The organism is Lactobacillus sp. B4026, assembly GCF_026535825.1.
Lineage (GTDB): Bacteria > Bacillota > Bacilli > Lactobacillales > Lactobacillaceae > Lactobacillus > Lactobacillus panisapium.
Map to the genome: position 1 here is coordinate 279,304 of NZ_JAFNPD010000001.1, position 14,876 is coordinate 294,179.

Below are 14,876 nucleotides of genomic sequence, written 5' to 3' on the forward strand. Positions count from 1 at the left end.
AATGAAAATTAAAACGCAATAGGAGAAATAATTATGGCTAAAATAATCGTATTAATTGTAGGTCTTTTCTTAATACTATTCATTACATGGTGGTTTTTTGGCAAGCAAAATGTTAAGGCTGAGACGGCAGAGCTTGGCACCGATAAGCAAAGTATTAATATTGAGGTAAAGGGTGGTTACTCGCCAGAAAAAATAGTTCTAAAAAAGGGCGTGCCAGCCACGTTAAACTTTAAGCGACTTGATTCATCAAGCTGCCTTGATCATGTCATTTTTTCTGATTTCGGTATTAATCAAGAATTACCTAAGGGAAAAGTTGAACAAGTTAAAATTGATACGAGCAAACCAGGCGAATACGAATGGGAATGTAGTATGAACATGTTTCATGGCAAAGTAATCGTTAAATAAAAAGATAAGGAAACTACCAAGATGAAAATTACAACACGCTTCTGGATCTCATTAATTTTTTCCTTACCGATGCTGTTAGAAATGATTTTGCATCCATTTACCGGGTGGATGCTACCAGGCGGTTCATGGACAATGCTGGTATTTACGACGATAATCATGTTGATTTCAGCAGGTCCCTTTGTGAGTAGTGCATGGGCTGCCTTTAAAAAGCACCATTCTAATATGGATACTTTGGTAGCGCTGGGGACATTAACCACTTATCTTTACAGTATTTATGCTATGTTTACTCACCGGCCAGTTTTCTTTGAAACAGCTGCTTTTGTAATTACTTTCGTTCTTTTAGGCCAAGTACTTGAAGAAAAAATGCGTAGTAATGCTTCTAGTGCTATGAGCAAATTGGTTAAATTGGGAGCAAAAAATGCCTTAGTAAAGCGTGACGATAATTTCGTGAAGGTTCCAATTGATCAGGTTAAACAAGGTGACTTAATTCAAGTTCAACCAGGACAAAAAATTCCGGTAGATGGCAAAATAATTTCCGGTAACTCCGCTGTTGATGAATCTATGGTAACTGGTGAAAGTTTACCTGCCCACAAAAAAGTAGGCGATAAAGTAATTGGAGCAACAATCAATCAAAATGGATCATTTGTTTTTACCGCGGAGAAAGTCGGTAGTGACACTATGTTGGCCCAGATTATAGCGATTGTTAAGCAAGCCCAAAATAGTCATGCCCCAATTCAAAAACTGACTGATAAGGTAGCTAATATCTTTGTTCCCACGGTTTTGATAATTGCTATCGCGACCTTTCTTGTCTGGTATGTTCTAATCGGCAAGGATGTGGCTACAGCCCTTAATTTTGCCGTTGCAGTAATGGTAATCGCTTGTCCTTGCGCTCTGGGTTTAGCCACGCCAACAGCCTTAATGGTTGGTACAGGCCGTGGAGCGAAGATGGGCATTTTAATTAAAAATGGTGAAATTCTCGAAGCTGCCAATAATCTTGATACTGTTGTTTTTGACAAAACTGGCACAATAACTAGGGGCAAACCGGTAGTAACCGATATTGTCGGCAATAAAGAAGAAGTCCTGCAGATAGCTGCAAGTTTAGAAAAAATGTCAGAGCATCCCTTGGCACCCGCTATTTTAGCTGCTGCCAAAGCTGGCAAAATTTCTACTAGTCCAGTAACTAATTTTATGGCAATTGAAGGTAGTGGAATTAGTGGTCAAATTAACGGTCGAGCAGCCTTTGTCGGAAAGCCTGCTTCTAAAGACGTGACAGTCGCTTCACCGCTGAAAGCCAAGATTACCACTTTACAAGAAGAAGCTAAAACGGTTGTTCTAGTGGCTATTGAAAAACAGGCAATTGGTTTAATTGCGATTCAAGATGTACCAAAAGAAAATGCGGCGCGAGCAATTAGCGATTTAGTTAAATTGGGTCTAGAGCCGGTGATGTTAACTGGCGATAATAAACCTGTTGCTCAGGCAATTGCCCAGCAAGTCGGTATTAACAAGGTCATTGCAGAAGTTTTACCAATCGATAAGGCAGCCGCAATAAAAAAATTGCAGCAACATCACAAAGTCGCATTTGTTGGTGATGGTATTAATGATGCACCAGCCTTAACACAGGCTAATGTTGGAATCGCCATGGGTTCTGGAACTGATGTGGCGATTGAAGCAGGTGGAATTGTTTTGATAAAAAATGATTTAGAAGACGTTGTTCGTGCATTAAAGTTGAGTAAGAAAACTTTTAGCCGCATCAAGCTCAATCTATTCTGGGCTTTTATCTACAATGTCCTTGGAATTCCAGTTGCTGCCGGGCTATTTGCTGGTGCTGGCTTAACTCTTAGCCCTGAATTTGCCGGTATGGCAATGGCCTTCAGTTCATTATCAGTAGTAATCAGCTCTGTTTTATTAGGAAAAAGCAAAATTTAAGCAAAACAAAAAGGCAGTCATTATTGACTGTCTTTTTATGTCGGTAAAACTGTGTGAGCTTAAAAGCGGTGTTTTCCTTTGGTTAACACAGGCCTAATTTGAATGACGTAAGCAATCAAACCAACCAACAACCAAATTAGAGTAATTATGATGCTGGCTATTAGGTTTGCAGAACCTGTTTTGATAAAAGTGACTGGACTGGCGAATGGAAAAATTAGTGCGATTGACTTTAACCACGTCGGATAGGCAGTAATCACAACCAAAATACCGGCTACCAGTTGAATAATTGCGCTAAAGAAATTAGCCAAAAAGTAGGGATCATTCATTTGCCATGATATTGCCCAAGCTGTGAAACCAAAGATAATCCCGGTTAGACAAAGTAATGGCAGCAGGATGACAACACGTAAAATGAGATAAAAGGGAGCACCAAAACAAAGCGCTAAAACCAAATTGATAATTGCTAAAATGGTCCCGATAATTGCCGAAGTGATGCATTTACTCATCCAATATCGAAAACTGAATGGCTTTTTAGCAATCATCTCAAAGTCGATGCGCAAGCTGGCATCTTCAACTAATAGGTCGTTCATCGTCTGCATTGTTAAAGTGGTAGTATCAATTGCAATTGATGCAGCAACAATCGACCAATTAAAACTGTTGGCATATTGCATATCAATTAATACCAATAATGCCATATTGATTAATGGATTGAGTACAAAATAAATTATTTTTGTACGCCAATTGTTTAAGAAAGGCAAAGCCGAAAATTGTGTAGCAATCATATGATCTTCAACGCTCCTTTCTTGCGCACTAAATAATTAATCTTTTTAACTGTAATAGCAATTAAAAATAACCAGAAGATTAGGCTAAAAATGTAGGCTGCCCAATTAAAAACGATGTTTCTTGTTAGTGCGGAGATTGGTGCTGTAATCGGAATAAACCACTGTGCGATATTCGTTAAAGGTTTTAAAACAGCTTCATTGCCAAATAATCCGGCTACTAACAAAATCGGAGTGCCGATTAAAGTTTCATAAAGCATTGAATTAGGCGAAAGGGTTAAAAAGGCAGCAATCAAAATGCCCATGATAGTGCAACCCAGCCATAATAAAAGAATTAGCAAAATAAAACTGCCAGTTATTGGTCCCGTTGCTACTCCTAAGATTTTAGCCAGTACAAAGGCAGGGGGAAATGAGAAGAGCCCATAACTAGAAGCAGGGAGCAAAAGCGTGATTAGAGAAAGACGTTCATCATACTTGCTATTTAGCAAATAAGGTAAAGTTCCCTTATATTTTTCAAAACTAATGCAGCCGGCAACAGTCGTACAGGAAGTCCAGGTACCAAAGATTCCGCTTTGACGCCATAAAAGGGGATTGTTTAAATCGTGACTTGCGTATGCAATGGTATATTGTATTAAAAAAATTGAACAGGTTGACGTAATTACTAGCCAAACGAAATATTGATCAGATAAATAATCGCGCAAGTGAAAGAGAAATAGTCGAATGAAACGCATTTTATTTTCTCCTCAGCTTGGGTGCTAAAGCCATGTAGGCATCTTCTAAATTGTCTAAGGACTTTTGCGTAGTCGAGTTTGCTAAATTAACCACTCCACTAACTGTTCCGGTGTAGAAAATTTTTCCGGCACCTAAAATAATGACTTTGTCGGCTAATTTTTCAACTTCTGTCATTGTATGACTTGTTAGCAAAATACTAATTCCGGTGTCCGCCAAGTTTTTGATCGTTTGCTGGATAGTATGTGCTATTTCAACATCAAGTCCACTAGTTGGTTCATCAAGTAATAATAAACTCGGGTTACCCAGGAGCGCGCGGGCAATATGCAGGCGCTGAACCATTCCCTTAGAGAATTCACCGATTTTTTTATTAGCAACGTTACTTAACTCGACAGTAGCTAACACACGGTTAACTTCATCATTTTGCTTGCGAAAAGGAACCTTAGCCAAATCAGCAAAAAACTTTAAGTTCTGTTTAGCGGTCGCATTACGGTAAAAACCCATTTCACCACCAAAGGAAACACCGATACTTGGCCTTTTACTGGTAGTTGTGATATCTTGGCCCTTCAGGATAACTTTGCCAGATGTTGGAATTAAGTAACCACCAATGATTGAAACAGTGGTAGTTTTTCCAGCACCATTGGGCCCTAACAGTGATAGAATCTCACCTTGATTAATTGCAAAAGAAATATCATCTAAGGCCTTAAATTTTTGATTATGGTCTTGATAAGTCTCTTTTAAATGTTTAACGATTAAAATTTTATTCAAATTTATTCTCCAAAATTAATTGTAAATTCTTTATCGCTAAATAAGGAAGGAGCGATAATCTAAGTTTTTTACAGGTTAATTTGAAGATCTGTGATGTTTAACATTAAATCTATTATTTGGATTATATCATACTTTTATCATTTTTACTTTTTTAATTAATAAAAAATGGAAGTTAAAAGATTAATTAGGTCGCTTGCGTATTTACGAACAGTTAAAGAAGTTGAGCAAAAACGACGGGTTAATTATGATTCAAAGTGGGTGAATATTTTTATGCTAGAAATAATCAATATTTGCTGCAATTGGAAAAGTTAGTTAAAAGTTGCAAATTCGTGAGTTTGAGGCAGAAGTAACGGGTCCAGCAGTCGCTAAAATTAAGCAGCGGGCAAAAGCTGTCTTGAAAGTTACTCAAAAAAATACCCGCTTCCAGTAAAATCGTGGAGTCGGGTATTAAATTATTTAATTTGTTAGATAATATTTAGTTTAATCAACTGATTTTAACGCTTCCAGCATATCCAAATTTTTCAATTTGCTATTCACGATGAAGCCAAGCATAATTGTAATAATTCCGATTACTCCTAGTGGCCACATAAAGCTTGAGGCAGATAGAGCAGGATTAAACATCACGTTATCGGGCGGTACTACGTAAAGAATATACTGGTAAAGCAAGTCGCCGCCAAGGTAGCCAACTAGAATACCAATAATAGTTAATAAAATTGTTTCGCGGTAAATGTACATCGTTACTTCGTTGTCATAAAAGCCCAATACCTTTACCGTTGACAGTTCACGAATTCGTTCAGCGATATTAATATTAGTTAAATTATAAAGGATCACGATGGCAAGAAGACCTGCAACAATAATAAGGACTACCATAATCATGTTTAGCGACTGCACAACGACGTCTAATTCCTGACTCACCGCCGTATTTTGAACTACCCCAGCAACACCATTTAACTTCATAAATTCGGCCGCCACTTTTCTGGTATTTTTACGGGATGTATTTTTCAAGTTTACTAGGTAAGCAGTCGTTTTGTAATTGCGGTTAAAGACTTTTTGGTACTGTTTTTGATTCATGAAAACAAAATGTCCCATGTACATTTCCGTAATGCCAGCAATCTTCATTGACCAGCGTTGATTGTTTTCATCAGTTAAAGTGATATGGTCACCTTTTTGAACGTGCAACAGACTTGCTAAGCGCTCCGAAATTACAACACCATTATTTGTTAATGGAATTGTTTGTCGATTGCGCCGGTTATTTAAGTGAACATATTGATTAAGTACATCACTGTGTTTGGGCACGATCAGAGTAATATCTTGTGTATCACCAGACTTACCGGCCGTTTTGGACATTGACTCATAATAAACTGGAGTAGCCGATTTAATATTTGGCTCTTTAAGCTTAGTTGTTAATTTCTGTTGCTGGGTATCTGATAGTGGCTTCTTTTCGGCTACAATCATGTTGTAATGGATTAAATCAGAAAATTGGCGATTGTTCATATTGCTAATTGAATTCTTGACCGCGAATCCAGCAAATAGGAGTGTACCAGCACCGCAGACGCCAAAAATAGTCATTAACATTCGCTTCTTGTATCTGAAAATATTACGTGCAGTTACCTTGTGAGTGAAACTGAGATGATTCCAGATAAAGGGAATCTTTTCCAGTAGAATTTTAGAGCCTGCTGCTGGGGGTTTAGGTAAAAGCAAGGAGGCAGGCTTTTCACGAAATTCGTTTTTAGCGGTCAAATAAGCCGGTAAAACTGAACTTATCCAAGATAAAATCAGGGCAACCAAACTAATTTGCCAGTGAAAATGTTCTTCAATCGGTGGAAGAGTCAACGACTTATAATAAGCGTGATACACAATTTGCGGCATTAACGTGTGTCCCAGATAAATGCCAATGATTGTTCCAATTGTCCCTGACAAGAAGCCATAGAAAACAAACTTATTAATAATGACATAATCATCGTAGCCGAGGGCCTTTAAAGTTCCGGAATTAATTCTTTCTTCATCAATAAACCGGTTCATTGTGGTGAAGGTAACAAGAGCCGCAACAAAATAAAGGAAAATCGGGAATACCTTAGCTAAGTCTTCGACGACACGAGCAACAGTGGTATAAACTAAGTTGCCTTCTCCTCCGGGAACTTCTCGGCGGTTATAAACGCTATAGCTTGGAAGTGCTAATTTTTTAATTTGCTTTTTAGCTTTTGTTAGTTTTTGTTGGCCAGAAGTTATTTCAGTTGTAGCTTGTGCGGCTTTTTTGGCTAGTGCCTGTTTTTGCCTTTGTAGTACTTGGGCCTGGGCAGTTAATTTAGCTTGTGCCCCCTTAAGCTGCATTTGGTCCTGTGGTGTGGTAGCTTGTGCGGCTTTTCTTGCTAATAGCTCTTTTTGCGCAGTTAGTTGTTTTTCAGCAGTAATTAATTGCCGCTGCGCCGTATAGATTTTTGCTTTAGCTTGCGCTAATTTCTTTTCTTCTGGTCGTAATTTCTTGAATGCCGTTGCAGTGATTCGATCCTTGCGGTTTTGGGCACCGTTTTTAAGTACTTTTTGCAGCTCTTTTTTATGAACACTGATTTTATTATTATAAGTTTTTCCAAAAGAATCGAGTCCACGTAAATCATGGTATCTTAAATTAGCTACGGTATAAACGGTGTGATCAAATGCTTGCGGCATTACTACGGCATAGCCTTTTAGCTCACCAGTTCCGCTATTGCTTTGACCTAGATTAACGTTTGACAAAATTTGACTAGAACGGACGAAACCGACAACTTTAAAACTTTTGCGCTTTAAGAGGGTAGTGCCAAGAATATTATTCTTTTCAGTAAAACTAACTTTTTGCCCCAGATGGTAGCGCTTGTCGTAATGCGCAGCTAAAGCCACCTCATTTTGCTTATTAGGTAGTCGACCTTGACGCACTTCATATTTACCAACACTTTTGGGTTTGGAAAAAACGCGAAAACTTTCTTGCGTATTTTTTAAAACCGTATCGGTCATGTAACCAAATTCTGCTGTTTCTAAACCCTTGGCTTTTTTAATCTTGGCGGTATCATCATGGTCAAAGCCATAATTGCAGATAACAGTCAGATCGGAAGTATTGAGCTGCTTAGCGTAATGATTACCGGTATCGCGCATGTCGGGTCCAGTGACAATTAAGCCAACCAAAGCAAAAGCCCCAATCATCATTAGACCCATGATTGACAGAAATTGCCCTTTGGTATGTTTAATTGACTCCCAAAAATCTTTCCAAATTATTTTTGTCATTGTTAGCCTTCTTTACCATTTAACGTTAGCAATGTCTTCGGGATGAGCGTTTTGATCAATCTTAGTAACTTGACCGTCATGAAAGTGAATTACCCGATCAGCAATCGGTGCTAAAGCACTATTGTGGGTAACTATGACAACTGTGGCACCTTTTTTGCGACTCATATTGGCGATAATTTGCAGCACACTTTTACCAGTCTGGTAATCAAGAGCGCCAGTTGGTTCATCGCAAAGTAAAATCTTGGGATTTTTGGCCACGGCACGTGCAATCGCTACTCTTTGTTGTTCACCACCCGACAGTTCGGCTGGAAAGTTGTTAATCCTGTTTTTAAGTCCGACGTCTTCAAGTGTTTTAACAGGATCAAGAGCATCATTGACGATTTCAGATGCCAGTTCCACATTTTCTTTAGCAGTCAGGTTTTGGATTAAGTTATAAAACTGAAAGACAAAGCCAATATCATTACGGCGATAAGTGGTTAATTCACGTTTATTGTAATTAGCGATATTTTTGCCATCAATTATGACATCACCAGAGGTATTGGTATCCATTCCGCCAAGAATATTTAAAATGGTAGATTTTCCAGCACCTGAAGCACCTAGGATAATTGCTAATTCGCCTTTTTCCACTGTAAAACTAACATTATTGTTAGCTAAAATTTCCGTATCACCTGTTTGGTAACGTTTGAAATTGTTTTTAACTTCGATGTAGCTCATGAAGAATTATTCCTCTTACTTTAAAAAATATTTCTTAGTTCATTTTAGTACTGTTTTCCATCTAAGTAATTTTCAAGCACTTGCAAAACCCCCATTTCATTATTAGAAGGAGCTTCATATTTAGCAATTTGTTTCAACCGCTCATCGCCGTTTTTCATTGCGTAACTGTAGCCAGCAAGTTCAATCATTTCTTTGTCATTCATGCCGTCACCAAAAGCAATAAGCTCTTCCGGTTTTACATTGAAGTAACGCAAAAAGTACTTGATTCCTTGTCCCTTATTGACACCAGCTGGCATCACATCGATATTATCAAAACCACTTGTTGTGCAATGAATTCGTTCGGGATTACTGGCATTAAATTTACGCTCAAGTTCACTAGCGAGTTCAGAGGAACAGCTTAGCGTTAATTTAGTAAGGCTATCACTTGTTGGAATATCGACTAAGTTATTGACTTCCACTGAATCAGGGTAAAAGAAGTGCATTAAGCTCTTGAATTTAGCTGGCGCTTTTTTATTCATGTATGCCCGATCCAAACCGCTAGCCGCTATTTTTACTTCTGGATAATTGTCCTGGATAAAGTTGATTAACTTAATGCCAGTTTTATATGTAAAAACATGGCGGGCAATAATTTGATTATCTTGGGTTAAAATTGAGCCGTTGTCAGCAACGATATCGATCCGATCAAGAAATTCAAAAAAGTCTTGGCGCAAACGGGAAAGCGGCCGACCGCTTGAAACGATAAAGTGAACATGTTGGGCACGCAATCTGGTCAGTACTTTTTCAAACCGCTGATGATCGAATTGCTTGTCATCATTTTCAAAAGTACCGTCCATATCAACTGCAACTGCTTTAAAAGGGATAGATGTCATTTTACTCTCCTCATTACTAATTTATTAAGTATATTATATAGTAGAAAAGGCCATTACCTCGTTAAAAATTAGCTTTTAAACGAAAAAAGATTCATTGCAGACACAATGAATCTTTTCTATTTTAATTATTAATTTTAACAGGCTTTCTTCTACCAACAAGCCAACAAAATAGAATAGCGACAATCGTCTCAATGATGATCAAGACGATATTCATTCCTAATTTGATTTGACCTAAGCTGACGCTAGCACCACCGAACAGGCTGTTTTTCTCACCAAGATAAAGATCAAAAATAATCGAACCAATGATTAAAATGAACATTATCAGCCACTGATTGCGACTAAAGGCAATGCCGTATTCTTCTTCTCTGCGTCTGATACTTGGCAAAATTACTCCAAGACCAATTAAAACAACAATGGCAATAATATTAATGATTAATTCGTACCACCAATAGCCACTGAATTGTTTAACGTCTTGCGGTGCAATACCGAGAATTGTTGCCACTGCGGTTACAATTAGCAGGAATAGTCCAGCTAAGTAACCAACCTTGTCATTTTTCAAGAAGACATAATCAGACGGGAACTTCTTGGAATTTTTCCGAATCTGCATAAATGAGAAGAAAATCCAGCAGGTGACACCCGGTGAAATAATGCCGTTGAGGTTTAGTAACCAGTTGAAAATATCATTCATATCTGGCAAAAAGATACCTAGCAGCATGATGAAGGCTGATAGAGCAACCGTTAATACATAGCCATTGATAGGCAAGCCATTTTTATCTTTTTTCTGTAAAAAGCGGGGCATATATTTGTCACCAGTGTCAGAAATAAGCATTCTGGTCATGGCATCAAGTAAAACGGCTAATAAAGCTGCGTTATAAAATACGGAAGTCCACGCCCAGATGTAGAGTAAGGTCTTGCCCATTCCATATTGATGTCCAACCATATCAAAGACGTAGTAGGCACCATTCATTTTTAAGTCATTTGGAATATGATAGCTGTTAAAGTAGATACCAAGAGCAAATGATCCAAAAACGGTTAAGAAGATGGTCATAAGAGCTAGGGCAACCATAGCTTTAGGAAAATCTGATTTTGGTTTCTTCATTTTGGTAACGTATGGTGCAACTAACTCACAGCCGTTTAAGGCGTAAATCAGCATGGCAATAGTTGTCCAATAATGCATATCAAATTTTGGAATTAAGGTTTTCCAAGTAAATGGTTGAGTAGCCATGTGGCCGCCGGATTTTGCTAGCCCTAAGAATGCCAAAAAGACAAACATTAAGGTCATGATTAACATTAATCCACCACCAATCGTGGACAATACTTCCATTGAACGGGAGAAGTAATGCTCGATAATAATGAAAATAATGAACATGGCAAAAGTCATGAGAGCAAACTTAGTATTAGAAATCTGATTTTGAAACTTCTCTGAGCCAGTTATTGCCCACCCGATGTCAACAATAATTTCATTAGCTGAATCGACCGCATAAGGAATCGAAGCTGCCCAGTATGTCCAAGCAGTAAAGTAACCTAAGAATTCGCCATTAGTGCCCCGGACCCACGAAGAAAGTCCGCCACCTTCATGGTTAAAGACCGAACCAAGTTGGCCAACCATTAATGAGTATGGAATAACATAGAATAGACACATGATAATCCAGGAAGTGACAACAGGCATTCCCTGGTTTTGGAAATTATACATGATATCATCGAGGCCAATAACCGTACAAAAGGCCATCAAGGTCAGTACGGGCCACGAGATAAATTTCTGATTAGAATTTATTTCCTCCACAAAAGTTCTCTCCTTTAAATTAAACTAACGTTTCCATTTTACTAATTAAAAGTGAGAATGACTAGGGTAAATCACGAAATTATTGCAGGCTATCCTTCTAAAAATGCGTAATTATATAAATTAAAGAAAAAATTTCCTTAACTAGTTGCTAGTATTGAATTTTCCGTGTCTGTGCGGTAAGATTATATCGTTAATAATTTACCAAAAGAAAGAAGGATTCTTATGTCAGGACATTCAAAATGGCACAATATTCAAGGCCGCAAGAATGCGCAAGACGCAAAGAGAGGTAAAATTTTCCAAAAATTATCTCGTGAAATATATATGGCTGCAAAGAATGGTGGTCCTGATCCCTCTGGGAATCCTAACTTGCGAATGGTGATGGACAAGGCTCGGGCCAACAACATGCCTAAGACAAATATTGATCGGGCTCTTAAGAAGGCTGAAGGAAATTCAGACGAGCATTATGACGAGATTACCTATGAAGGTTATGCTCCTGGTGGTATTGCTGTTTTTGTTGAGGCTTTGACCGATAACAAGAACCGGACCGCTTCAGCTGTTCGAGTAGCTTTTACTCGTAATGGTGGTTCACTTGGTGCTACTGGATCAGTTGCCTATATGTTTGATCGCAAAGGTTACATTGTTATTGATCGGACAACAACAGACGCTGATGAAGATCAGATGTTGTTAGACGTAATGGACGCCGGTGGTGATGATTTGCAAACCAGTGACGATGCCTTTGAAATTTACACAGATCCAAAGCAATTCGCTCAAGTTCGTGATGCACTGGAAAAGGCTGGTTACAAGCTTGCTAATGCTGAACTTACAATGATTCCAGAGAACACGACGCCAGTTCCAGAAGAAAAGAAAGATCAATTTGCTAACCTAGTTGATGCACTTGAAGACGATGACGATGTCCAAAACGTCTACACTGCAGCAGCTGACGAAGATTAGTACTATGTTGATTTTTGCTTTGATTTTAAAACAAAAAAATATTTAAAATTAACCCTTTAGATTAGTTTGAAACTTTTCTAAAGGGTTTTTATTTTAGCTGATTTTTCAACGTGTAGTGCAAATTAATGATGAATAACGAATATTTTTTACTAAAAATAGATATATTTTACGTGATTTTTAGAATATAATTTGAAATAAGTACTAGATTGATGGTCTTACTACCATAAATTACGTACTATTAATTTTCATCATAAACTTATTGATTTGAGCCATAGGAGGATATGGTAATGAGTAAACCCATTATTTTAAGTACGGATCCCGGTATCGATGATGCCGTTGCTTTGGCAATCTTATTGTTTGATCGTCAGGTTGACGTCAAATTAATTGCAGCCGCTGCCGGAAATGTCGGAATTGAGCAGACTCTAACAAATGTTTTAAAACTAGAAAAATTTTTGAATAAAAAGGTTCCAGTTGTTCAAGGATGTAAAAGGGCTATCGTCAAAAAGCCAATCGATGCGGCCAGTGTTCATGGCAAGTCGGGAATGGACGGTTATAATTTCCCAGAGCCAGATAACAGCCTTCTTTTAGAAAATCAAGTTGCACCGGAAGCAATTCATCAAGTTGTTGCTAATTCACCGGAAAAAGTGACTTTGGTTGGCATAGCACCACTGACGGATTTTGCCATGTATATTCGGCTTTATCCCGCTGATCTAGCTAATATCGAGGAACTGGTAATGATGGGTGGCTGTATTGGAAGAGGAAATTACGGCGTTTTATCAGAATTCAATATTGCGGGTGATCCCGAAGCTGCTAAGATTGTGTTTGAAAGTGGCTTAAAAATTCGTGTGGCTCCGTTAGAATTAGGATTTCAAGCGAAAATCAAACCTGAAGTAAGTGAACAAATCAAGTCTTTAGGTAAAGTGGGTGATATGTTTTATAGCTTGTTTAAACGATACCGAGGCGGTAGTTTCAATACTGGTCTTAAAATTTATGACGCGTTGGCTGCTGGTATCTTACTTAAGCCAGAAATGTTTGAGTTTGAAGAAACGCATGTCGAAATAATAACAGATAGTGGCTATACTTACGGTGCTTCCTTGATGGATTTCAATGATAAATTGCACCAATCTCCTAATGCAATAATTGGTAAATCAGTCAATGTCGCAGAATTTGTTGAATGGTTCGTTAGCGCCATTAAACAGGCTAGCTAAACAGAAAGAAGTATTTTAAATGAGTCAAACAATCGCAATAATTCTTACATTGCTTTCCGTAGGCATTTTAGTTTATATGTTATCGAAAAAGATGGATATTAAAATCGTCTTATTTGCCTTAGGCTTGTTGCTGCTATATTGTGCCGTTTTTATGGGCAATAAAGTGACCGTATTGCAGCCTGTCTCCAGCCAATTTTTAAAACCAATTCAAGTAATGATCGATCAGTTCACGACGACATTGTCGCAAGCTGGTTTTGTAATTTTATTATTGGCAGGCTACAGCGCGTATATGAGTCACATCGGTGCAAATGACATTACGGTTACCGGACTAACTTCTTCAATGAAGGGGATTAAGTCGGTATATTTATTAGTCCCAATTGTCTTTTTGATGGATAACATATTATCATTAGTAGTTCCGAGCGCTTCAAACTTAGCAATTATTTTGCTAGCGACTTTATATCCAGTCTTACGTTCAACGGGAATGAGCAGACTAACCTCAGCGGCTTTAATTGCCACATCGGCAACAATTATCCCTACGCCACTTGGCTCCGATAATGTTGCGATGGCAAATGCATTGCACATGTCAACAACCCAGTATGTCTTTAATTATCACGCTTTAATTTCTATTCCAACTTTATTATTAATGGCGTTGGTGCAGTATTTTTGGCAAAAACATGAAGATAAAAAAGACGGTCCCGAAATTAGTTATGAGCAAGAACTAAAAGAATATGGCATTGAAGATGAAACTGCTAAAACGACAAAAGCGATTAATGGCAAATTCATGCGCTTTATTTATGGTGTATTACCGTTAATGCCAATCATTATTCTTATCGTCAATTTTATCTTTAATATTGCTCAAGGAAACGACTCAACAATGAGTGTTCAGGCAGTAACACTAATTAGTTGGATAATCGCAATCATTATTGAGCTAATTAATTGTAGGGATGCAAAGCAAGTTTTAAAGGATACCAACGTCTTTATTAAAGGAATGGGCAATGCAATGGGAATAGTTGTTTTGTTAATTGCTGCTCAAACTTATGTCCAAGGATTAAATGCGATTGGTATCATGTCAATGATCCAGAATGCGATGCTTCATGTTAAAGGAGCAGGAATATTGCTACCATTAATTATGGTTGCCTTTACTGCAGTAATTGTTATTCTTAGTGGTAGTGGAATTGCTCTAATTTTTGCGATGATCCCATTAATTGTTCCGTTAGCTAAATCGGCGGGCATTGCACCACAGCAATTATCAGTCCCAATCCAACTGGCTGGCAATTTATTAAGAGCTGTTTCACCAGTTGCTGCTGTCGTATTAATTGTATCTGAGGCCACACACGTGGAGCCTGGACAGATTATTAAGCGAACCACGGTACCGATGATTAGTGGTGTAGTAATAATGTTAATTTTGTCATTCATTTTGCTTTAATGCAGGATATAAAGTAACAATCTTTAATTAAAATAAAAAAACAAAAAGGTCCTAAGTAATCCTCTG

General features: G+C 38.0%; 12 protein-coding genes. 5 read left to right on the forward strand and 7 right to left on the reverse strand.

Annotated elements, in window-relative coordinates:
• The first annotated feature begins 33 nt into the window (after positions 1-33).
• Both J3U69_RS01440 and J3U69_RS01445 read left to right on the forward strand, forming a co-directional pair.
• Positions 34-405, forward strand: coding sequence for a cupredoxin domain-containing protein (locus J3U69_RS01440; protein WP_220221001.1), 372 nt, complete (start codon positions 34-36; stop codon positions 403-405).
• Between the two features lie 21 nt (positions 406-426).
• Entirely contained in the window at positions 427-2,331 is a 1,905-nt protein-coding gene (locus J3U69_RS01445; protein WP_267412806.1) for a copper-translocating P-type ATPase, read from the forward strand.
• 59 nt (positions 2,332-2,390) lie between these two features.
• On the opposite strand, the gene J3U69_RS01450 is transcribed toward J3U69_RS01445, so the two are convergent.
• The 7 genes from J3U69_RS01450 to J3U69_RS01480 all read right to left on the reverse strand — a co-directional run bounded on the left by J3U69_RS01450 (position 2,391) and on the right by J3U69_RS01480 (position 11,171).
• The gene (locus J3U69_RS01450; protein ID WP_267412807.1) at positions 2,391-3,110 is read right to left on the reverse strand and encodes an antibiotic transporter permease; all 720 of its coding nucleotides are present in this window, start codon (positions 3,108-3,110) and stop codon (positions 2,391-2,393) included.
• Entirely contained in the window at positions 3,107-3,838 is a 732-nt protein-coding gene (locus J3U69_RS01455) for a multidrug ABC transporter permease (RefSeq protein WP_267412808.1), read from the reverse strand. The genes J3U69_RS01450 and J3U69_RS01455 overlap by 4 nt, the downstream gene beginning before the upstream one ends.
• A gap of 1 nt (position 3,839) precedes the next feature.
• The gene (locus J3U69_RS01460) at positions 3,840-4,604 is read right to left on the reverse strand and encodes an ABC transporter ATP-binding protein (protein WP_103752165.1); all 765 of its coding nucleotides are present in this window, start codon (positions 4,602-4,604) and stop codon (positions 3,840-3,842) included.
• 480 nt (positions 4,605-5,084) lie between these two features.
• Positions 5,085-7,859, reverse strand: coding sequence for an FtsX-like permease family protein (locus tag J3U69_RS01465; protein WP_267412809.1), 2,775 nt, complete (start codon positions 7,857-7,859; stop codon positions 5,085-5,087).
• Positions 7,860-7,871: 12 nt separating this feature from the next.
• A complete protein-coding gene (locus J3U69_RS01470; protein ID WP_103752167.1) occupies positions 7,872-8,573 on the reverse strand; it encodes an ABC transporter ATP-binding protein in 702 nt (233 codons plus the stop codon).
• A gap of 44 nt (positions 8,574-8,617) precedes the next feature.
• Positions 8,618-9,442: a Cof-type HAD-IIB family hydrolase gene (locus J3U69_RS01475; RefSeq protein WP_220221006.1), complete on the reverse strand. Its 825-nt coding sequence runs from the start codon at positions 9,440-9,442 to the stop codon at positions 8,618-8,620.
• Between the two features lie 121 nt (positions 9,443-9,563).
• Positions 9,564-11,171: an APC family permease gene (locus tag J3U69_RS01480; RefSeq protein ID WP_374106791.1), complete on the reverse strand. Its 1,608-nt coding sequence runs from the start codon at positions 11,169-11,171 to the stop codon at positions 9,564-9,566.
• A gap of 276 nt (positions 11,172-11,447) precedes the next feature.
• Here J3U69_RS01480 and J3U69_RS01485 point away from each other — a divergent pair, with 276 nt between their 5' ends.
• From J3U69_RS01485 to dcuC, 3 genes are all read left to right on the forward strand, one after another.
• On the forward strand, positions 11,448-12,176 hold the full coding sequence (locus J3U69_RS01485) for a YebC/PmpR family DNA-binding transcriptional regulator (protein ID WP_103752170.1): 729 nt from the start codon (positions 11,448-11,450) through the stop codon (positions 12,174-12,176).
• Between the two features lie 287 nt (positions 12,177-12,463).
• Entirely contained in the window at positions 12,464-13,384 is a 921-nt protein-coding gene (locus tag J3U69_RS01490) for a nucleoside hydrolase (protein ID WP_103752171.1), read from the forward strand.
• Positions 13,385-13,403: 19 nt separating this feature from the next.
• Entirely contained in the window at positions 13,404-14,810 is a 1,407-nt protein-coding gene (gene dcuC / locus J3U69_RS01495) for a C4-dicarboxylate transporter DcuC (RefSeq protein ID WP_267385197.1), read from the forward strand.
• The last annotated feature ends 66 nt before the right edge of the window (positions 14,811-14,876 follow it).

Bases quoted from the DNA above. Each gene is read 5' to 3' on its own strand.
- J3U69_RS01480 (WP_374106791.1), bottom strand. From the start codon at position 11,171: ATGGCCTTTTGTACGGTTATTGGCCTCGATGATATCATGTATAATTTC.
- J3U69_RS01470 (WP_103752167.1), bottom strand. From the start codon at position 8,573: ATGAGCTACATCGAAGTTAAAAACAATTTCAAACGTTACCAAACAGGT.
- dcuC (WP_267385197.1), top strand. From the start codon at position 13,404: ATGAGTCAAACAATCGCAATAATTCTTACATTGCTTTCCGTAGGCATT.
- J3U69_RS01490 (WP_103752171.1), top strand. From the start codon at position 12,464: ATGAGTAAACCCATTATTTTAAGTACGGATCCCGGTATCGATGATGCC.
- J3U69_RS01445 (WP_267412806.1), top strand. From the start codon at position 427: ATGAAAATTACAACACGCTTCTGGATCTCATTAATTTTTTCCTTACCG.
- J3U69_RS01450 (WP_267412807.1), bottom strand. From the start codon at position 3,110: ATGATTGCTACACAATTTTCGGCTTTGCCTTTCTTAAACAATTGGCGT.
- J3U69_RS01485 (WP_103752170.1), top strand. From the start codon at position 11,448: ATGTCAGGACATTCAAAATGGCACAATATTCAAGGCCGCAAGAATGCG.
- J3U69_RS01465 (WP_267412809.1), bottom strand. From the start codon at position 7,859: ATGACAAAAATAATTTGGAAAGATTTTTGGGAGTCAATTAAACATACC.
- J3U69_RS01440 (WP_220221001.1), top strand. From the start codon at position 34: ATGGCTAAAATAATCGTATTAATTGTAGGTCTTTTCTTAATACTATTC.
- J3U69_RS01475 (WP_220221006.1), bottom strand. From the start codon at position 9,442: ATGACATCTATCCCTTTTAAAGCAGTTGCAGTTGATATGGACGGTACT.
- J3U69_RS01455 (WP_267412808.1), bottom strand. From the start codon at position 3,838: ATGCGTTTCATTCGACTATTTCTCTTTCACTTGCGCGATTATTTATCT.